Origin of the sequence: Aeromonas sp. PI_26 (assembly GCF_027854445.1) — a bacterium.
Taxonomy (GTDB): domain Bacteria; phylum Pseudomonadota; class Gammaproteobacteria; order Enterobacterales; family Aeromonadaceae; genus Aeromonas; species Aeromonas veronii.
The window spans coordinates 58,863-77,001 of sequence record NZ_JAJNOE010000007.1 but is presented as its reverse complement, the minus strand read 5'-3'; the positions used below and the strand labels follow the sequence as shown (position 1 = coordinate 77,001).

Below are 18,139 nucleotides of genomic sequence, written 5' to 3'. Positions count from 1 at the left end.
CTGGCATGAACACGATCACCCTGTCGGTATCCGCCCTGCTGCTCGATATGGATGGCACTCTGGTCTGCTCGACCGGCGATGTGGAGAAGGTGTGGCGGCTCTGGTGTCAGTATCATCAGCTTGCCCCAGAGCCGGTACTGGCTATGTGCCACGGTATGCGCTCACGTGAGGTGATCCGGGCGCTTGCCCCGCAGCTGGATGTGGAGCGGGAAGCGGCGCGGCTCGACGAGCTGGAGATGCTGCATACCGGCGGCGATGCCATCGCAGGGGCTGGCGAGTTGCTGGGCCGCTTGTCGCCAGAGCTTTGGGCCATCGTGACCTCCGCCAGTGAACGGGTTGCCCGCCATCGCCTGAGTTGTGCCGGTTTGCCGCTGCCCAGCGTGCTGGTGGGGGCCGAAGAGGTGGTCAATGGCAAGCCCGATCCCGAGCCCTATCTGCTGGGGGCTGAACGGCTTGGCGTCTCGCCCGATTGTTGTCTGGTGTTCGAGGATGCCCCGGCCGGTATCGAGAGTGCCCTGCGTGCAGGTTGCACCGTGGTGCAGGTAGGAGGCGATGCGCCGCTCAATCCGGCGGTTGTGGCGGTGATCCGCAACTGGCGCGAGGTGAAGGTGGAGTTGGGGGAAGGTGAGTCCCTGTTGGTGACGCTGCTCACTTGAGCGGTGGATAGAGCGTATTTCGACCGCAGATTGCGGTATGAACCATCGCCATCAACACTGTATGTCGCAATAAAAACGCCCCCGAGATGCGGGGGCGTTTTGCCATCTGACCGTTATTTGAAGACGCGGAAACGGGTGGCGTCGTCGATAAAGGTCTTGTCGCCGGCCGGTTGCTTGATGCTGCCAAAAGGCATCTGGGCGCGCAGCAGCCAGCTGGCGGGCAGGTTCCACTCCTTGCGTACCGCCTCGTCGATCAGCGGATTGTAGTGCTGCAGGGAGGCGCCGACCTTCTCCTGCGCCAACGTCGTCCAGACCGCAAACTGGGCGATGCCGGTGGCATGTTCCGACCAGATGGGGAAGTTGTCTGCATAGAGGGCGAACTTTTGCTGCAGACCCTTGATGACGTCGGTGTCTTCGAAGAACAGCACGGTACCGAAACCTGCGCGGAAGCTGCCATCCACCTTGGCCTCACTCTGGGCGTAGGCCTCCGGCGGCACAATCTTTTTCAGCTCAGCTTTGACGATATCCCACAGCTTGTGGTGCTGGGCGCCAAACAGGATGACGGCACGGGAGCTCTGGGAGTTGAAAGAGGAGGGGCTGTGTCTGATGGCATCCTGAATCAGGGCCGTCAGCTGCTCCGGCGTATGGGACACCTGGTCGCCCAGGGCATAGATGGTACGACGTGCTTTGATCTGCTCGATAAACGGACTGCTCATAACATCTCCTTTGCTTGATAGTCACCGGGCGCCAGCCTTGTGGCCAGCCATCCCCTGTTGTTCAAGCTATAGACTATACCACCCGATTATCTTCCGAGCGTTTACATGCAGTGGTGACACTTTCAACTGAGGGTTAACACCCCGCACATAGGCGATCCTGTTGCTCCCCAGTGAACGGGGTTGAGGCGCGCTGAACTGCCAGCCCAGCTGAGATTGCGCCACCCAACCCTGCGCAGGTGACAGGAGCTGTCCGATCGCCAGTAGTTGGGGTGGGGCTGCGACAGCCTCCCACTCCTGCCGAGGGACACGCCATACCTGTGAAATAAAAATTTTCTTGTGGTTATTCAAGAGATTGAATTCGGACTTGCCGGTCACGCCTATTGCCGGGTTTCAAGTGAAAACCTGCTTGCCGCTAGTCACCCACTGGTTTGCTGCCTGCCGGTTTGTATAGTGCAGAGGAAATTAATCAGATTTGACAGGAGTACCCATGGAGATGAATTCGCGTGCTCTTCGCGCACTGGCACTGCTGGGCGCCTTGCTGGCTGGCAGCACGAACGTGCACGCCTCCGAGACCCTCAATACCATTTTGGGTGGCGGTGCAGGCGGGGTGGCGGGCACCATGATCGGCAAGGAGCTGGGGGGGGATACCGGTGCGCTGGTGGGAGCGGCATTGGGCGGCGCAGCTGGTGGTGCGGCGACGGCCAACAAGGGCAACAAGAATGAAGCGGCCCTTGGCGGTGCGGTGGGGGCGCTGGGCGGTGCCGCTATCGGCAAGAGTGTTGGTGGCGATACCGGTCAGCTGATCGGCGCCGGGGTCGGCGGGGCGAGTGGGTCGGCCATCGGTGCCAAGACGGGCGATGGCCACAAGAGCCAGGATCGCTATTACGATGATGACGATGATCATCACCATCACAAGCACCACAAGAAGTACAAAAGGCATAAGAAGCACAGATGGCATGACGACGATTGATGCGTATGCAGTGAGTGCGGAAGATGCAAAACGGGGCCTGTTGGTCCCGTTTTGCATGGTGTGGTCACTCGATTTTACGGTTACTCTCTCGTGCGGTTACACCAGCCGGTGCTGGCGGCGACCGGCGGCAAAGGCGTTGATGTTGTCGATAAGCTGGTCGGCCAGTCGCTGCATCGACTCCTCGCTGGCCCAGGCCACATGGGGGGTCAGAATGAAGTGGGGGTATTGCAGCGCCTTCATCAAGGGATGGTCGGGGGGCGGGGGTTCGACGCTCGCCACATCGAAACCGGCGCCACCGAGGCGGCCGTTGGCCAGCGCTTGCAGCAGCGCCTCCTCATCCACCAGCCCACCGCGGCCGACGTTGATCAGCAGGGCGCCCGGTTTCATCAGATCCAGCTCCCGCTCGCCAATGAGGTTGCGGGTGTAGGGGGTGAGCGGGCAGTGCAGGCTGATCACATCCGAACTTTGCAGCAACTCATCGAGGGGTAGGCGAGCCTCGTCGTGACTGGTGCCGACCTGGCTCTGGGCGTAACGCACTGTCATCCCCATCCCTTTGGCCCGCTCGCCGAGCGCCTGACCGAGCGTCCCTTTGCCGATGATGCCAAGCTGCTTGCCGTGCAGATCCATGATGTTGTGGTCGAAAAAGCAGAACTGGCCGCTCTGCTGCCAGCGCCCCTCCAGCAGCGACTGGCGCCAGCAGAAGAGGTTGCGCGACAGGGCCAGCATCAGCGCCATGGCGTGCTCCGGCACCGAGGGGCCCGAGTAATTGCGGATATTGCACACCCCGACGTTGGCGGCGCGGCACGCTTCCAGATCCACGTTGTCGCTGCCGGTGGCGGCCAGGGCGATGAGTTTGAGCTCCGGCAGCTGGGCCAGTTCGGCGGCGCCGATCCGTACTTTGTTGATGATGGCGATGCTGGCATCTTTGAGCCGTTCCACCACCTGTTCCGGGGTAGTACTTGGATAGCTCTGCCAGTGGTGGGGGAAGTCGGGGTGATGCAGGGTGATGCCCGCATCCAGGGTATCGCTGTCGAGAAATACGATTTGCTGCATGGACCTTCCTGCCATTTTTCTGGTGTCGAGGGGCCATGATGCCAAAGAGGATGCGGTCAGGGCCAGATCGTCGCCGTGGCAGGGTTGGGCTTTATCCGGCAGATGTGAGCTGGCGCGCGCTTTATTGCGCCACGGTGGCTGCTGGTTTAGAGCCAGCCCAGATGATTGAGCCAGCCCTGAATGCGGGTGGGGGTCTCCTCCAGCTCCATCAGGGCGTAGGGGCGATAGTTGAGCTTGTTGCTGCGGCGGCTCTCGCTTCTGCGGGCCTCGGCGGCCAGCAGGGGCCAGCGACCGCCATCCTCCTGATAGAGGTCCAGAGTGGGGATGGCCGCCTGAGCCACCTGTTTGGCCAGGGTCTGGTTGCTCTGCTGGTTGGGGAAGAAGCCATCGAGCAGCACCAGTGCATCGGGGGCGGGCAACTGTTCGCTGGCGATGAGGTTGGCAGTCCAGGCGGCGCCGGTACCTTGCGCCAGGATCAGCTTGAAGCCCCCCTCCTGCAGCTTGGCATCCGCCAGCTTGCTGATCCGCTCGGCAAACTGCTTGCGAAATGCATCGCTGTTTTTCGCTTTTTTCTCGGCGGCTGGGTCCAGTTCGGTCTGCTGGGGAGAGGGGAGGAGCAGCAGGGTATCAAAACCCAGCTGGCTGAGGGCACGGGTCAGTTGCCAGAGCTGGCCGCTGCGCTGCCAGTCGGGCAGTAAAATGGCGAGCCCCAGATAGTTTTCACTGTCGTGTTTGGCAAACAGCACCGTCTGCTTGTCGATTTGGGTAGCATCGGGCAACCCTTTCCAGTCGCTGGCTTGCCAGTGGTCGAGGGGCAGTGGCTCGGCAACGGGGGGGGCGACCTCGCTTGCCTCTGCCCCATGGCCAGCCAGCAAGGTCAATAACAGCAGTGATAAGGATAATCTGGCCATAGTGTGCTCCCCCGGTTATCTGGGTTAGCGGCTGCGGCGGGATTTTCTGAAGGCGGGCGGTGTGATGGCAACTCGGAGGCAATAAAAAAGCGAGCCGTTGGCTCGCTTTTTTGTAATCAATTCAAAGCGGTCAATTAGTTGACGCGACGCTTGAACTCACCGGTGCGGGTATCGATTTCGATCTTGTCACCGATCTCTACGAAAGCGGCAACAGCCAGCTCGTAGGTAGTGCCTTTCAGACGGGCAGGCTTGGTCACTTTACCGGAGGTGTCGCCACGGGCTGCCGGTTCGGTGTACTCAACTTCGCGCACGATGGTGGTCGGCAGTTCTACGGAGATGGCTTTCTCGTTGTAGAAAGTCACTTCACACAGATCTTCCATGCCGTCTACCAGGTAGTTCAGCACGTCACCCAGGTTGTCTTTCTCTACGTCGTACTGGTTGTACTCGGTGTCCATAAAGACATACAGGGGATCGGAGAAGTAGGAGTAGGTGCACTCTTTACGTTCCAGCTGAACAACGTCCAGCTTGTCGTCGGCCTTGAAGACGGTCTCGGTAGCGCTGCCGTTCAGCAGGCCCTTCAGCTTCATTTTGACCACGGCGGAGTTACGGCCGGATTTGTTGAATTCAGCCTTCTGAACCACCATCGGCTCGGTGCCGATCATGACTACGTTACCAGCGCGGATTTCCTGTGCGGTTTTCATGTAAAAAATTCCTGTTCGTGAAACGGACGGATAAAAACTGCCAGATTATATACGGCTTTCTAAAAATTTCACCAACCGTGTGACGAGATCCCCATCCCGGAGCAACTTCTGTGACCAGCTTCGCCCATGTTGCTGCCAAATGGCGCTATATCGGGGCCATTGGGCCCAAAGTTCGCCGCAATCTTCGCCACGGTTGAGAGCCAGATTAAAGCGGCGCAGCCATTGGCCGCACTCGGCGGGTAGATCGGATAAGTAGTGGTCAAGGAACTGCTCCAGCTTGACCAGATGGGCCTCCTCCTCCTGTTGGTAGATGTGCCAGAGGAAAGGACGAGCTGCCCACTGGGCCCGCACGAAGGAGTCCTCCCCACGCACCAGATTGAGATCGCAGGTCCACAGCAGTCGATCGTAGCCAGCCTGATCGGTCATCGGCAGCAGCTTGATGGTGAGGTTGCCCGAGTGGAGCAGATCCCCCGCTTTGGCTGCAGGGATGGCATCAGTCAGACCGGCACCGGTGAGCACATCGTTGAGAGAGCGCCCCAGCGGCAGCAGCAGGGTGACGGGCGTGGCGCTCTGGCACCAGCTCTCGACCAGACTCTTCAGCGCATCGCTCTCGTAGGTAAAGAGGCTGACCCGCAGCTCGTTCTCTTGTCTGGGCGGCAAACCGAGGCTGGCCCAGTAGTCTGCCAGTTCCGCTTCATCTTGTTGCCACTGCTCCCGTTCGGCGATGAGGTCGTGCTCGCACAAAAGGCCGCCGGTTTTAGCGGTAAAGCCCGGGAAGAAGAAGTATTTATTGAGGCTTTTATTGCCAACCCGCTGGGGCGAGGCGAGACCGTGGCAATCCTCGACCCAGCTCTCCGCCGAGAGGTACTCCAGATTGATCCAGCATGGGGATCTGGGTTGGCTCGCCATCAGCTCTATGAAGGGGGCGGGCAGCTCGCAGGCAAAGGCCTCGATCACTACCCTGGCCGGTGTCATGTCGCTCGGCAGGGTCTCATGCCAGTGCTGGATATAGATGCCCTCGACCCACTGGCCATCCTGCGCCGGGTCGAGCGCCGGACAGATGCGGGCGAAACTTGTCAGATCGTCCACCCAGAGCCGCACCTGAACCTCATTGCCATATGCCGCAATATTCCCCTCCCGTTTTAGCTGGCGGGCGAGTCGCCAGGTGACGCCGATGTCGCCGAAGTTGTCGACGACGCAGCAGAAGATGTCCCAGTCAAACGGGGGCAGGGGAGTTGTCATGGCTCGGGATCCCGGATGCAAAAAAACCGGTGCGCAGGGTAGCACACCGGTTGACTGGCTTCTAACCGTCAGCGCGTGACGGTCGCTGCGGCAGGTTACTCCTTGCCGTAGACGTTGTTCTCTTGCTCGCGTACCCGGATGAAGGTGGTGCGCTTGGTCAGCTCTTTCAGCTGGCTGGCGCCTACGTAGGTACAGGTGGAGCGCACGCCGCCCAGAATGTCGCGCACGGCGTTCTCGACCGGACCGCGGTAGGGCAGCAGTACGGTTTTACCCTCGGAGGCGCGGTATTCGGCGACGCCACCGGCGTGCTTGTCCATGGCGCTGGAGGAGCTCATGCCGTAGAACTTCATGAAGGGTTCGCCGTCTACATCGACGATCTCGCCACCGCACTCCTCGTGGGCTGCCAGCATGCCGCCCAGCATCACGAAGTCGGCGCCGCCGCCGAAGGCTTTGGCGACGTCGCCCGGGCAGGTGCAACCGCCGTCACCGACGATCTGGCCGCCGAGGCCGTGGGCCGCATCGGCACACTCGATGATGGCGGAGAGTTGCGGATAACCGACACCAGTCTTGACGCGAGTGGTGCAGACCGAGCCCGGGCCGATGCCGACCTTGACGATGTCGGCGCCGGAGAGGATCAGCTCTTCGACCATCTCGCCGGTCACCACGTTGCCCGCCAGAATGACGTGGTTGGGGCAGGCTTCACGAATTTTGCGCACGAACTCGACGAAGTGTTCGGAGTAGCCGTTGGCCACATCGACACAGATGAAGCGCAGCGCTTCGGACATGGCGAGGATCTGGCGGGTCTTGGCGAAATCTTCAGCCGAGGTGCCGGTGGAGACCATCACATGGCCCAGCAGCGCCGGATCGGTCTCGTTGACGAAAGCTTGCCACTGCTCAAGGCTGTAGTGCTTGTGTACCGCGGTCATCATCTCGAAACCGGCCAGCGTGCGCGCCATGGCGAAGCTGCCGACGGTATCCATGTTGGCGGCGATAACGGGTACGCCTTGCCATTGGGTTTGAGTGTGTTTGAAGGTGAACTGACGGGTCAGGCTTACTTGGGAACGACTCTTGAGAGTAGAGCGCTTGGGGCGGAACAGGACATCCTTGAAACCGAGCTTCAAGTCTTCTTCGATACGCATTACAAATTCCTTATTGAGCCTTGTTGAAAGTCACTTTTGCAGTGGCAAATTTTCGGCAGGCGCAAAAAAACCGGTGGTTTTCAGGCCCTCCGGTTTACAACAGTGTAGGCAAAAATCCCTTCAGAACAAGACTGATAATTTGTAAATCCTTGTGGTAGCCTTTGGCGTCACAACCTGAGGTTAACCACCAGTTTCATCCAGCACCGTTCGGTGCCTTGCTCTCCTTCGATACTCCCGCCCGCTTGGGCCGCCGTTCGGCCACTCTTTGTCGTCTCTCTCCTGACCCGCCAGATATTATCCAACTAACTGAAATAAATCGGATTGACCCACAATGGGACTGTGGTAGATCTGGGCGCAGGATTGACAAGGCAGGGCAGTAAAATGGGCAAGATGATGGTGGGGATCACCCTGATGCTGGCACTGTGTGGCAGTGCGCTGGCTGAGACCCCGACCAGCTATGGCTGGATCGAGAAGGGGCTTATTTTGCCTACCGGCGTGGCGGTGAAGATGAAGCTCGACACCGGGGCGCTCACCTCTTCCCTCGATGCACGCTCCATCACCAGATTCAAACGGGATGGCAAGCCCTGGGTGCGCTTCATGCTGGTGGTGACCGATACCGACAGCGGCAAACTGGTCAAGCAGCAGTTCGAGAGGCGGGTCGAGCGCAGCGTGACGGTACGTGGGGCGGGCGGCATGGAGCAGCGGCCAACGGTGACCATGTCCATCTGTCTGGGGGACAAGGTGTATGAGGAGTGGTTTACCCTGCGGGATCGCAGCAAGATGATCTATCCGGTGCTGCTGGGCCGCCGCTTGCTGGCGGAGCTGGGCCCGGTGGATGCCAGTCGAACCTTTACCGTGCAGCCAGATTGTCATTGAAAAAAACAGCCCGCATCGCGGGCTGTTTGCTTATCGCTTATCTTGCCGGAGGTTGCGGGAGCAGCACACTCACCTCCAGTCCTCCTTCCGGCCGGTTGTGGACATCGAGGTCGGCGCCGTGCAACTGGGCGATACGTGAAACGATGGCCATGCCGAGACCCACGCCATCCCCCTGCTGGGGATTGACTCGAAAGAAGCGTTCACACAGCCGGCTCAAGGCGTTGGTGGGGATGCCGGGGCCGTTGTCGCTCACATCCACCCTCACCCGGTTACCCTCTCGCAGTACCCGCACCCTGATCTCGCCCTCCGGCTGGGTATAGCGCAGCGCATTGTCGATCAGGTTGCTGAACAGCAGCTCGAGCAGGGTGGCCTGCCCCATCACCAGCTGCGGCACTTCACACTCCAGCGACAGCTGCTGATCCTTCTTGAGCGCGATGGGTGCCAGGGTCGCGAGGGTGCCTTGCAGCAGGTGTCCCACCTCCAGTTCGGTCAGTACCAGTCCCTGCTGGTTGTCGATACGGGCCTGGGTCAGCAGTTGGCGGATCAGCCGATCGCTGCGGTCGAGTGCCTGCAGCATTTTGTGCAAGGATTGCTGGCGGCTCTCTTCATCTTCGGCAGCCAGGGCATTTTCACTGTGGATCCGCAGCACCGCCAGCGGGGTGCGTAGCTCGTGGGCCGCCTCGTTGGTGAACTGCTTCTCCCGCTCTATGGTCTCTGCCAGCGCCTGCATCAGGCGGTTGATCTCGTTGGTGAGGGGGGTCAACTCCTGAGCGCTTATCTTGAGGCTGAGTGGGCTCAGGTTGGCGGGGTGGCGTTCGCTAATGGCCTGTGCCAGTTGGCGCAGTGGTGCCAGCCCGCGGGTGATGAGCCACCAGAGCAGGGCCAGCAGGAACGGCAGGGTGATCAGCAGCGGCAGCATGGTAAGGGTGGCCATCTTGCTGGCCAGTTCGCTGCGCTCGTCGTCCCGCTCGGCCACCACCAGCCAGGTCTGCTTCTGCTGGTTGTAGAGGGTGAAGGTGCGCCACTGATGTCCATCCTTCTCTACCGTGTTGAACCCGAGAGCCAGCTCAACCAGTGGCTGGGCCGGAGCGCTGGGGGCACGCAGCAGCAGGCCGCCCTTTTCATCGAGGAGCTGGAAGTAGAGGTTACGTTCGAACTCGTGGCCGTAGGGAGTGAGTTCCCGATCTTCGCCGGTCAGGTTGAGGCCGGGATCTTTTTGCCACTCGTCGGGATTTTGCGCCTCCCACTCCTGATAGACGGTGCCGTTGGCGGGCAGCTGCCCCTGCTGGGCCATATAGCGAGCCAGCAGCTGGTTGGTGATGCGCGCCGACTGGGCGAGGCGGGCATCAAACAGCTCCTCCATCTCGTGGCTTGCCTCCATGTAACCGATAAAGGCACTGATGGTGAGACTCAGGCTCACCAGCGTCAGGATACCGGTGAGCAGAAAGCGGCGAATGGAGCGGGGACGTTTCATCGTGCGGGTGTCCGGCTTGGCTGTTCGAGCTGGGGAATGATGTAGCCGACCCCGCGAATATTGCGGATGAGGTCGCTGTAGAACTTCTTGCGCAGATGGTGGATATGCACCTCTACCGCGTTGCTCTCGGCCCCTTCATCCCAGCCGTAGAGGCTCTGTTGCAGCTGATCCTTGCTCAGCACCCGGCCGCTCTGGCTGATCAGCTCCTGCAGCAATTTGTATTCGTGGGGGGTGAGTTTGACCGCTTCCCCCTGATAGGTGACCTGCTGGGATTCGGGATAGATAAGGATATCGCCATACTCCAGTACCGCCTGAGCCTGCCCCTTGCTGCGACGAACCAGGGCGCGCAGGCGGGCGTTGAGCTCCTGCAGGGCGAAGGGCTTGACCATGTAGTCGTCGGAGCCGGCATCAAGGCCGACCACCCGATCGTCCAGCGCATCGCGGGCGGTGAGGATCAGCACCGGCAACTGGTGGCCTTCACGCCGCAACTTGCGCAGCAGGCTGAGGCCATCGATGTCGGGCAGGTTGAGATCGAGGATCAGGGCGGCAAACTCGTCGCTCTTGAGGGCTGCCAGAGCGGGCAACCCCTGTTGCAGCCAGTCCACCGTGTAGCCGCTATGGCGCAGTGCATCCTGCATACCATCCCCCAGCATCACATCATCTTCCACCAGCAGGATCCGCATTCTTTTCTCCCTGTTTGTTGGGTGTCGCGATCTGGCTCAGCGCCAGGGCGTGCCGTGGCATAAACAACCCTGCCCACCAGTATGCAAGCTGGTGGGCAGAGTTTAAATAGTTCTTTGATCCATCAGGGTTTTATAGCTTGGCCAGCCGATCGCGGATCTCCATTCTGCGCCCTTCGTCGGCCACTTCGCGACCCGGGCGGGCCGGGGCGGCCAGCGCCTTGTCGAGGTAGGTTTTGGCCTCGGCCTTGCGACCCTGATCCAGCAGGAAGTCGCCATAGAAGAAGTTGGGGTCTATGCCATCCGGATTGATGGCCAGCGCCTGCTTGAGCAGCTGCTCTGCCTTTTCGTCATCGCCAAAGCCGACCGGCCAGCCGGGCACCTGATAGTAGAGGGAGCCCAGACTGGTGTAGGCAGAGCCGTCCAGCGCCTTGGGATCCTGTTTGAGCGCAAGCTCCAGCTTGGCCTTGGCCTCTTTCACCAGCCCCAGCGCTCCCAGCCCGCCCTTGGCGCCAGCCCAGGTGCTCTTGACGATGGCAGACCAGATCAGCAGATCGGCGCGAAAAGGCTCCTTGGCGCTGGCCGCTTCGGCTTGGGTGCTCAGGGTTCCGAGGCAGCTCTCTTTCGCCTTGCCGCTCTGTTGATACTGGCAGACGGCCCACTGTTGCTGGATGGGGACGAGGGCATCATCCGCGGCCATGACCGAGGAGGACCCCAGCAGGATGGCGATGGCACAAGAGGTCACTGATTGACGGAAAAAGTTCATATTAATGCTCCTTCTTGGTCGGGATCGGGCGGGACAAGGCTGGTTGTGGCGCACTGTTTGCGCCGGCATCAGCCGTCCCTGGCTGAAGATGACGGGCATAACGTTTGATGATCGGCAGCTGTCTGGCCAGCGCCTTGTCGACAATGCCGGGCAGCAGGGCGTTGAGCCGCACGAACAGTTTTTCCGGCCAGCCGAGCCAGCTGCGGCGGGTTTCGTTGCACAGGGCGATGACCGCCTCTTCGGCCACCTCCTGCGGGCTGTCGGTCTGGGTGCCGAGCGCTGCATTCATCTCGTAAGCCGCTTCGGAATTGAGTTTGGTGCGGGTGGCGCGGGGGGCAAAGTGCAGCACCTTGATGCCGCTCCCCTCCAGCTCCCGTCCCAGCGCTTCGCTAAAGCCGCGCAGGGCAAATTTGCTGGCGCAGTAGACGCTGTAACCGGGGTAGCCGATGCTGCCCAGGCTCGAGCCCATGTTCATGATGATCCCCGGCTTGCGCATGGTTGGCAGCAGGGCACGGGTGAGCTGGATGGGCGCCTCGATATTGAGCAGCAGTTGGCGCTCCACCTGCTCGAAGCTCTGATCTTCCAGCCAGGCAAACTGGTTGCAGCCAGCGTTGTTGATCAGGATGTCGATCCCGTCCTCCAGCGCAGGGTGTTGCAACAGCTTGGCCCGCTCCTGCGCAGAGCCGAGGTCGGCGAGCACCACCTGATGGCGCTCGGGATGAGGCAGTGACTTGCACAGTCGCTCCAGTGCGGGGCCGCGACGACCGTGCAGCAGCAGGTGGGCCCCCTGGGCCGCCAGCTCCTGCGCCAGTTCTTCACCTATGCCACCGCTGGCGCCGGTGAGCAGCACGAGTTTCCCTTCAAGGTTCATGGTATGGATTCCCTTTTTGCTGTCTGCTGCCGATTTACACAGTGGCGGTGAGGTTGTAGAGCATCTCGCCATAAAGGCGGTAGACCACCTTGGCCCCGTGGATGATGGCCGCCTGATCCGCCGGACTTTCGACCCGATCCATCAGGGATTCAAAGAACTTGAGGTGCTCCTGATCCAGGGCGCCGTGGGAACTGAGGTAGCTCATCGCCTGGGGTGGCAGGCCGAGACCCTTTTTCAGCTGGTCGGCGACGGTGAGGGCGATGGCCACGCTGGTGCCTTCCAGTACCTGCACCATGCCGAAGAAGCCCATGGGGTTGCCACGCTGGATCTGGTCGTAGAGGAAGGCCACCATCAGCTCGATGGGCAGCCCGGGCTGGCCGTGGCGCACCGCCTCGGCATCACCGCCACAGGCGCGGATATCGTTGAGGATCCACTCCTGATGGCTATACTCCTCGTCGATGTACTCGGCAATGGCGCCGCGCACCCACTCGTACTCCTGACCCAGCTTGCCGCCGGTTGCCATCAGCAGTGGAACTGTGTGGCGCACGTGGTAGTAAGCCTGCGCCAGAAAGGCGAGATAGGTGTCACGGCTGATATCGCCACGGCGACAGGCTTCGATGATGGGGGCGTTGAACAGATGCTCACGCTCCTGAGCAGTGGCTTGTTGCAGAGTCTGGTAGAAGCTCATGACGATTCTCCTGTAAGGCATTGGCTGATTTGCCGGGAAAAGTGTTGGTAAATCTCGTTGCGACGTGGGCGCCCGTTGGCGGTCAGCAGGCCGGGATGTTGATCCAGCGCCACCGGCAACCAGTGGTGCAGCCGGGCATAATCGGGCAGCCGCTGGTTCAGACCTGCGATCTGGCGGGGCAGATCCGCCTCTTTGCCCGGCAGGGGCTGGATCAGCGCCACGTTGGCAGGCTGACCATCGCCAAACACCACGATGCGGGCGATGGCGGGGCAGAGTTGGGCCTCGGCCTCCACCCACTCTGGCGAGAAGTTGCGGCCAAAGGCGGTGATCTGGACATTCTTCTTGCGACCGGTGATATGGAGGTAGCCCTCATCATCGAGATGACCCAGATCGCCGGTGGCGATCTGTTTGGGAGTTGGTTCGTTGCTGCCGAGATAGCCAAGCATGGCACTGCCGCTTACCATAATTTCGCCGTCGCTGGCGATGGTGACCTGACAGTGGGGCAGAGGGCGGCCGACGCTGCCGGGCTTGTCAGCATCCGGGCTGTTGAGCGCCACCACGGAGCCACACTCCGAGAGGCCATAACCTTCGTATACCGGCAGTCCGAGCTGGCGGGCATGTTTGATCAGGTCGGGGGCCACCTTGCCGCCACCGACGGCAATAAAGCGCAGGCTCTTGAGCTGCTGGGCCAGCGTCGGTGTGCTGGTGCAGAGCGCCAACAGCAGGCGCAGCAGTTCGGGCACCAGCACCAGACTGTGGGTCGACCAGCGCAACAGGGCCTCCCCCAGCATGGCCGCATTGAGCGAACTGGAACCGGTGAAACCGAGCTCCCCGAGGGACGGAATGCGGCTGCAGGCGCCGGTCAGCAGCGGCACATAGAGGCCGGTGATGTTCTCAAGCAGGGTCGCCAGCGGCAGCAGGGTCAGGTGTTTTTCCACCTTGGCTGGCGCGACCCGCTCGGCCAGCGCATGGCTCACCGCCATCATCTGGGTCAGTGACAGGCAGACGCCCTTGGGCTGGCCCGTGGTACCGGAGGTGTAGGTGATCTTGGCGGTGCCCTTGGGCAGCGCCGGTCGATTGGTCGGGGTATGGCGCCATAATGGCAGCTCGCCGGTGATCAGCGAGAGCGGCTCGGCGGCATGCCACCCCTGATGATGTGGGCCCACCAGCGCATCGGCGCCGCTGCTCTCCAGCAACCAGGCCTGCTGGGCCTGACTGAAGAAGTGGGGCACCGGAATGACCACGATATCGGCGCGGGTGCAGGCGAGATCCAGCAGCGCCCAGGGCAGGCCGTTGTCAAGTTGCAGCGCCAGACGGCTGATGTCGAGCTGTTGCAGCTGGCTGGCCAGACGCTGGATCTGTTGCCACAGGGTCTGGTAATCGAGCCGCTGCTGGCTGCTCAGCAGCGCAGGGGATTGCGGATTCTCGCGGGCATGTTTGGCGATGGCGTCGAACAGGCTCATTGAGCGCACCTTTTTTGATGGGGCTGGTTATCACTGCTCTTGCTGGCACCCTCAAACAGGGTCGGCATGGGGGCCAGCAGATTGAGCAGCAGGCTGCTCTGGGCCAGCACCTCGCGCCCCTGATTGATGTCACCCACCATCACCTTGGGTTGGCAGCGGTAGTACTCACCCCAGGCATCGGCGTCGGCTCCCACCTGATAGGCCTGGGCGGGGGCCAGCTCCACCGGATTGAGTTGCAGGCGGGCAAAGCTGTTGCGCAGCTTGGCTGTGCCGGTAAAGACCACGTAGTCGAGGGCGTTCTCACATAGCAGACGACACAGGGCCGCGAACATCAGGCGGGCATTGCCCGGTTCGCTGCAGGCCAGATTGCCCACTTCGATAATGCGGTTGCGTGCCGGATAGACCCCGAGGCGGGTATTGATGGCGGCCTCGATGGGTTGCTCCAGATACTGTTCCAGATAGAGAGGCCCCTCACTGGTATGATTGAGACCACAGGCGCCGACCAGCGTCCCGTCCGCCCGATAGAGCCCCAGTAGACAGGGGAGGAAATGGGGGATGCGGGCGTTGAATTCGAGGGTGTAGGCGGCCTGGATATAGGTTTGCAGCGCCATGACCTGCTGCGGGGACTTGGCTAGCAGCAATCGGTAGGGGGCCTGGATCTCGATGGTCATGGGTGACTCCTTCTCTTGCGATGGTTTGAGAGTAAAAGGGCAAACTTAAGAAACCCTTAAGGAGCAAAAAAAGTTGTCAGCGACGCGACGGGCAGGCAATCTGCGCCGCTGTTATCCAACAGGAAGCCCCCAAGAGGAACCGCCATGTCATCCACCGTCAGCTGCCCCCTGTGTGCCAGCCATCGCAGTTATCCCCTGCCGGTGGCGGGCAAGCGCTATCATCGCTGCCTCGCGTGCGAGCTGGTCTGGCTGGATCAGGCGGATCATCTGGATGAGGCGGCGGAGAAGGCGGTCTATGACGGTCATGACAACTGGGTGGATGATCCCCGTTATCGCACCTTTCTGATGCGGGCATTTGGCGAGGTATTGAGCCGGGTGCCAACCCCAGCCAGTGGCCTCGATTTTGGCTGCGGTCCTGGCCCAGCGCTGGTGGCGATGGGGCGTGAGGCGGGTTACCAGATGGCGGGGTATGACAAGTTCTATGCCGACTTTCCCGAGTTGCTGACGCGTCAGTATGACTTCATCACCAGTACCGAGGTGATTGAGCATATCGCCGAGCCGCGCACGGTGCTGGCGCAGTTGTGGGATAGCCTCAAGCCCGGTGGCCTGCTGGTGCTGCAGACCCAGCGGGTGCTCAGTGACGAGCGGTTTAAAAACTGGCGCTATCGCCACGACCCGACCCACATCGTCTTCTTTTCCGAGGCGTCGTTTCGGGTGCTGGCCGCTCGCTGGCAGGCCGAGCTCAGCTTCCCCCACGCCGATGTGGCGGTATTGCAGAAAGGCACGCCCTGAGGCGTGCCTTCGTCTGTTACTCGGCTGTTTCTTGCTCGGCTCTCGGTTACTCCTTGTAGCCCTTGTCCTGCCACTGGTAGTACATCAGGGCAGATTTGACGCCGATTGACTTGAACGGCTCTGGTGGCAGCCACATCGGCAGACTCTGCGCCGCGTGGTTGAACCAGGGGTGATCCTTGCCCTGATAGAGGCTGGCCACGATGTCGCCAAACAGGAAGGAGAGGTTGATGCCGTGGCCGTTGTAGCCGAGGGCGTAGTAGATGTTCTTGTGATCCCCCATTACCCCCACCGCTTCAGTGCTGTCGCCGGTCATGCCGAGTACCCCGTCCCACACCTGCTCAAATTTGATCCCCTTGAGGGCCGGATAGAGGGTCACCAGCTCGGTCATCATCATCTCGCTGACACGGTTGAGATCGCCCTTGTAGTTGAGGCCGTCGTTGAAGACGTACTCGGCATTGCCGCCACCGATGACGATGCGGTTATCCGGGGTCAACACCAGATGGAACAGGATGTTGCGGGTGTCGTAGTAGGGCACCCGACTCTGCCACTGGATGGCGGCCAGCTGCTTTTTGGTGAGCGGCTCGGTGACGGCGCTCTGGGCGTGTACCGGAAATACTCGCCCGCTGAAGTAGCCAAGTTTTGAGGTATAGCCGTTGGTCGCCAGCACTATGCTGTCGGCGGTCACCTTGTACTTGTCGGCCACATTGAGCTCGATCTGCTTGCCCTCCTTGATCCCCAGCACCGGGCTCTGCTCATAGATGGTGACGCCCGCCTGCTCCACCGCCTTGCGCAGGGCATTGACCAGTTTCATGGCGTGAACCTGACCGCCATTGGGGTCGTAGACCGCCCCCACGTAGCGGTCGGTGCCGAGTTTTTCCTCTGTGGTATCGGCGTTCCAGTACTGGAGCGGGATGCCGAGGCGATTGGCGGTTTTCACATAGTCGCGGTACTCGGCGATATCCTCCTCATCGAGGATCGCCTCCACATAGCCATCGAGCTTGAGGTCGGCCTCGACGCCGGTTGAGGCGACCAGCGCCTGCAGCTTGCGCATGCTGGCGACGGTGAGATCGTAGTGGCGCTTGCTCGCTTCCCCCTCCTCGTAGAGATCCATCACCTCGGAGCCCGGCAATACCATGCCGCCGTTGCGGCCCGAGGCGCCGCTGCCCACCTGCTTGGCCTCGAAGATGGCGATCTTGAGCGACGGATTGGCCTTGGCCAGATGCCAGGCACTGGAGAGGCCGCTGTAGCCACCACCTATGATGGCGATATCCACCGTCATGTCTTGCGCCAGCGGGGCACTCTCCTCTGCCGGTTTCTCCTTGAACCAGTAGCTGGTGTTGGGCTCAAAGTCGCTCATCTTGGGGCCGCAGGCGGCGAGGAAAAAACAGCTGATGCACATGGTCAACGCTCGTTGGCAAAGGGTGGTCGGATTCATCTTCTACTCCGGTTACAGATACAAAATGTCAAATCATTTCATCGGGTTGGGCGGTATTGACCCGGCGGCCTATGTCTCGCAGCCGGGCCAGCTGATCGGCAAGACCGGGCCCCTCATCCAGGCTGGTAACAAAGTTCCAGAGGTAGGTCATCACAGCATAGACATGGCCTGCCGAGACCTGGGGCTGGGCCATCAGCATGGTGATGGCCAGCAGGAACAGCAGGGAGGCGCTGATGCCGACCGCCAGAAAGGCGAGTGCCTCCCGATCCGAAATCCGGATACGGAGCCAGGCCAGCGCGCGGTAGTGGCGGGAGAGGCTGGCTGATTGGGCATGAGTGACCAGTTTGACTTCGTGTTCCAGCCGATCGTTGAGCCGCTCGTGCAGCAGCTGGTTTTTGCGCGAAAAGCCGGGCAGCAGCAGGCCGAACAGCAGCAATACCCCCATGCAGGCGATGCCGACCCAGAACTCGATCACCATCAGCATCACGGCCGCCCCGACGATGGAGATCAGGCTGGTGGCCATGATCGGGATATGTTTCTCGAAGAAGTCGACAAACTCCCGCGCCAGGGTGACCCGCGCCACTATGGTAGATTGCCCCTCCTGCTGCTGGCGTTGTGTCAGGATCACCGGCACCGCCAGTGCCGCATAGATATGGGTAAAGGCGCGGGTGTCGACCGCCCGGCGCAGGGCGCCGATGAGCCAGAACAGCAGCACGATCAGGGCGTAGCTTGAAGCCTGCCACCACTGGCCCTTGACGATGGCGTCGATGGCAAAGCCGGCGAACAGGGGATAGACCACCAGCAGGATGTTTTCGAGGGTCACCAGCGAGAAGGTGCCCGCCAGCTTGAGGGGATTGGCCCGCGCAATCGCCCCCAGCGAACGACCGGCCGAGTGTGGCAACGGCGTGGCCTGCTCGTCGCAACTGGCTGCCGAAGTGGTTGGTGTTGTCATGGGTTATCTCCTAAGATGTCGGAAACGCTAAGTTTGAGCGAGTGCTCAAAGTTTGTTTGAGCGACTGCTCAAAGTCAAGCAGA

19 protein-coding genes are annotated in these 18,139 nt (G+C 61.1%); 4 read left to right on the top strand and 15 right to left on the bottom strand.

The window, feature by feature from the left end; translation table 11 throughout:
- The first annotated feature begins 5 nt into the window (after window positions 1-5).
- Complete coding sequence (locus LRL22_RS09775; RefSeq protein ID WP_270905289.1) at window positions 6-656, top strand: HAD-IA family hydrolase; 651 nt, start codon at window positions 6-8, stop codon at window positions 654-656.
- Between the two features lie 113 nt (window positions 657-769).
- Here the strand turns inward: LRL22_RS09775 and LRL22_RS09770 are convergent, their stop codons facing one another.
- Window positions 770-1,372 carry a nitroreductase family protein gene (locus LRL22_RS09770; protein WP_043822233.1) on the bottom strand — a complete coding sequence of 201 codons (603 nt, stop codon included), beginning with the start codon at window positions 1,370-1,372 and terminating at the stop codon, window positions 770-772.
- Window positions 1,373-1,859: 487 nt separating this feature from the next.
- On the opposite strand from LRL22_RS09770, the gene LRL22_RS09765 reads away from it, so the two are divergent.
- Window positions 1,860-2,342: a YMGG-like glycine zipper-containing protein gene (locus LRL22_RS09765; RefSeq protein WP_270905288.1), complete on the top strand. Its 483-nt coding sequence runs from the start codon at window positions 1,860-1,862 to the stop codon at window positions 2,340-2,342.
- A gap of 96 nt (window positions 2,343-2,438) precedes the next feature.
- On the opposite strand, the gene LRL22_RS09760 is transcribed toward LRL22_RS09765, so the two are convergent.
- The 5 genes from LRL22_RS09760 to LRL22_RS09740 all read right to left on the bottom strand — a co-directional run bounded on the left by LRL22_RS09760 (window position 2,439) and on the right by LRL22_RS09740 (window position 7,388).
- A complete protein-coding gene (locus LRL22_RS09760; RefSeq protein ID WP_043822240.1) occupies window positions 2,439-3,395 on the bottom strand; it encodes a D-2-hydroxyacid dehydrogenase in 957 nt (318 codons plus the stop codon).
- A 146-nt stretch (window positions 3,396-3,541) separates the two neighbouring features.
- Window positions 3,542-4,306 (bottom strand): DUF3530 family protein, encoded by a 765-nt coding sequence (locus tag LRL22_RS09755; RefSeq protein ID WP_270905287.1) that lies wholly within the window; start codon window positions 4,304-4,306, stop codon window positions 3,542-3,544.
- A gap of 134 nt (window positions 4,307-4,440) precedes the next feature.
- Window positions 4,441-5,007 (bottom strand): elongation factor P, encoded by a 567-nt coding sequence (efp, locus tag LRL22_RS09750; protein ID WP_005335100.1) that lies wholly within the window; start codon window positions 5,005-5,007, stop codon window positions 4,441-4,443.
- Between the two features lie 45 nt (window positions 5,008-5,052).
- A complete protein-coding gene (gene earP / locus LRL22_RS09745) occupies window positions 5,053-6,249 on the bottom strand; it encodes an elongation factor P maturation arginine rhamnosyltransferase EarP (RefSeq protein ID WP_270905286.1) in 1,197 nt (398 codons plus the stop codon).
- 95 nt (window positions 6,250-6,344) lie between these two features.
- Window positions 6,345-7,388: a GMP reductase gene (locus tag LRL22_RS09740; RefSeq protein ID WP_005348017.1), complete on the bottom strand. Its 1,044-nt coding sequence runs from the start codon at window positions 7,386-7,388 to the stop codon at window positions 6,345-6,347.
- Between the two features lie 381 nt (window positions 7,389-7,769).
- Here LRL22_RS09740 and rloA3 point away from each other — a divergent pair, with 381 nt between their 5' ends.
- On the top strand, window positions 7,770-8,264 hold the full coding sequence (gene rloA3, locus LRL22_RS09735) for a retropepsin-like aspartic peptidase RloA3 (RefSeq protein WP_270905285.1): 495 nt from the start codon (window positions 7,770-7,772) through the stop codon (window positions 8,262-8,264).
- A 37-nt stretch (window positions 8,265-8,301) separates the two neighbouring features.
- Here the strand turns inward: rloA3 and LRL22_RS09730 are convergent, their stop codons facing one another.
- The 7 genes from LRL22_RS09730 to LRL22_RS09700 all read right to left on the bottom strand — a co-directional run bounded on the left by LRL22_RS09730 (window position 8,302) and on the right by LRL22_RS09700 (window position 14,877).
- Window positions 8,302-9,738 carry an ATP-binding protein gene (locus LRL22_RS09730; protein ID WP_270905284.1) on the bottom strand — a complete coding sequence of 479 codons (1,437 nt, stop codon included), beginning with the start codon at window positions 9,736-9,738 and terminating at the stop codon, window positions 8,302-8,304.
- A complete protein-coding gene (locus LRL22_RS09725) occupies window positions 9,735-10,421 on the bottom strand; it encodes a response regulator (protein ID WP_005335091.1) in 687 nt (228 codons plus the stop codon). Before LRL22_RS09725 ends, LRL22_RS09730 begins: the two co-directional genes overlap by 4 nt.
- 130 nt (window positions 10,422-10,551) lie before the next feature.
- Complete coding sequence (locus LRL22_RS09720) at window positions 10,552-11,184, bottom strand: tetratricopeptide repeat protein (RefSeq protein ID WP_425292793.1); 633 nt, start codon at window positions 11,182-11,184, stop codon at window positions 10,552-10,554.
- A 1-nt stretch (window position 11,185) separates the two neighbouring features.
- A complete protein-coding gene (locus LRL22_RS09715; protein WP_128815032.1) occupies window positions 11,186-12,055 on the bottom strand; it encodes an SDR family oxidoreductase in 870 nt (289 codons plus the stop codon).
- Window positions 12,056-12,089: 34 nt separating this feature from the next.
- Window positions 12,090-12,743 (bottom strand): TenA family transcriptional regulator, encoded by a 654-nt coding sequence (locus LRL22_RS09710; protein ID WP_270905283.1) that lies wholly within the window; start codon window positions 12,741-12,743, stop codon window positions 12,090-12,092.
- Window positions 12,740-14,206, bottom strand: a complete 1,467-nt coding sequence (locus tag LRL22_RS09705; protein ID WP_270905282.1) for an AMP-dependent synthetase/ligase — start codon at window positions 14,204-14,206, stop codon at window positions 12,740-12,742. The genes LRL22_RS09710 and LRL22_RS09705 overlap by 4 nt, the downstream gene beginning before the upstream one ends.
- Window positions 14,203-14,877, bottom strand: coding sequence for a thermostable hemolysin (locus tag LRL22_RS09700; RefSeq protein ID WP_270905281.1), 675 nt, complete (start codon window positions 14,875-14,877; stop codon window positions 14,203-14,205). Before LRL22_RS09700 ends, LRL22_RS09705 begins: the two co-directional genes overlap by 4 nt.
- Window positions 14,878-15,021: 144 nt before the next feature.
- Here LRL22_RS09700 and LRL22_RS09695 point away from each other — a divergent pair, with 144 nt between their 5' ends.
- A complete protein-coding gene (locus LRL22_RS09695) occupies window positions 15,022-15,669 on the top strand; it encodes a class I SAM-dependent methyltransferase (RefSeq protein ID WP_270905280.1) in 648 nt (215 codons plus the stop codon).
- A gap of 46 nt (window positions 15,670-15,715) precedes the next feature.
- Here LRL22_RS09695 and LRL22_RS09690 read toward each other — a convergent pair whose 3' ends face one another.
- Both LRL22_RS09690 and LRL22_RS09685 read right to left on the bottom strand, forming a co-directional pair.
- Window positions 15,716-17,104, bottom strand: coding sequence for an NAD(P)/FAD-dependent oxidoreductase (locus tag LRL22_RS09690; protein WP_270905279.1), 1,389 nt, complete (start codon window positions 17,102-17,104; stop codon window positions 15,716-15,718).
- Window positions 17,105-17,132: 28 nt separating this feature from the next.
- Window positions 17,133-18,056 (bottom strand): ABC transporter six-transmembrane domain-containing protein, encoded by a 924-nt coding sequence (locus LRL22_RS09685; protein ID WP_270905278.1) that lies wholly within the window; start codon window positions 18,054-18,056, stop codon window positions 17,133-17,135.
- Window positions 18,057-18,139: the final 83 nt, after the last annotated feature.

Bases quoted from the DNA above. Each gene is read 5' to 3' on its own strand.
- LRL22_RS09775 (WP_270905289.1), top strand. From the start codon at position 6: ATGAACACGATCACCCTGTCGGTATCCGCCCTGCTGCTCGATATGGAT.
- LRL22_RS09770 (WP_043822233.1), bottom strand. From the start codon at position 1,372: ATGAGCAGTCCGTTTATCGAGCAGATCAAAGCACGTCGTACCATCTAT.
- LRL22_RS09765 (WP_270905288.1), top strand. From the start codon at position 1,860: ATGGAGATGAATTCGCGTGCTCTTCGCGCACTGGCACTGCTGGGCGCC.
- LRL22_RS09760 (WP_043822240.1), bottom strand. From the start codon at position 3,395: ATGCAGCAAATCGTATTTCTCGACAGCGATACCCTGGATGCGGGCATC.
- LRL22_RS09755 (WP_270905287.1), bottom strand. From the start codon at position 4,306: ATGGCCAGATTATCCTTATCACTGCTGTTATTGACCTTGCTGGCTGGC.
- efp (WP_005335100.1), bottom strand. From the start codon at position 5,007: ATGAAAACCGCACAGGAAATCCGCGCTGGTAACGTAGTCATGATCGGC.
- earP (WP_270905286.1), bottom strand. From the start codon at position 6,249: ATGACAACTCCCCTGCCCCCGTTTGACTGGGACATCTTCTGCTGCGTC.
- LRL22_RS09740 (WP_005348017.1), bottom strand. From the start codon at position 7,388: ATGCGTATCGAAGAAGACTTGAAGCTCGGTTTCAAGGATGTCCTGTTC.
- rloA3 (WP_270905285.1), top strand. From the start codon at position 7,770: ATGGGCAAGATGATGGTGGGGATCACCCTGATGCTGGCACTGTGTGGC.
- LRL22_RS09730 (WP_270905284.1), bottom strand. From the start codon at position 9,738: ATGAAACGTCCCCGCTCCATTCGCCGCTTTCTGCTCACCGGTATCCTG.
- LRL22_RS09725 (WP_005335091.1), bottom strand. From the start codon at position 10,421: ATGCGGATCCTGCTGGTGGAAGATGATGTGATGCTGGGGGATGGTATG.
- LRL22_RS09720 (WP_425292793.1), bottom strand. From the start codon at position 11,184: ATGAACTTTTTCCGTCAATCAGTGACCTCTTGTGCCATCGCCATCCTG.
- LRL22_RS09715 (WP_128815032.1), bottom strand. From the start codon at position 12,055: ATGAACCTTGAAGGGAAACTCGTGCTGCTCACCGGCGCCAGCGGTGGC.
- LRL22_RS09710 (WP_270905283.1), bottom strand. From the start codon at position 12,743: ATGAGCTTCTACCAGACTCTGCAACAAGCCACTGCTCAGGAGCGTGAG.
- LRL22_RS09705 (WP_270905282.1), bottom strand. From the start codon at position 14,206: ATGAGCCTGTTCGACGCCATCGCCAAACATGCCCGCGAGAATCCGCAA.
- LRL22_RS09700 (WP_270905281.1), bottom strand. From the start codon at position 14,877: ATGACCATCGAGATCCAGGCCCCCTACCGATTGCTGCTAGCCAAGTCC.
- LRL22_RS09695 (WP_270905280.1), top strand. From the start codon at position 15,022: ATGTCATCCACCGTCAGCTGCCCCCTGTGTGCCAGCCATCGCAGTTAT.
- LRL22_RS09690 (WP_270905279.1), bottom strand. From the start codon at position 17,104: ATGAATCCGACCACCCTTTGCCAACGAGCGTTGACCATGTGCATCAGC.
- LRL22_RS09685 (WP_270905278.1), bottom strand. From the start codon at position 18,056: ATGACAACACCAACCACTTCGGCAGCCAGTTGCGACGAGCAGGCCACG.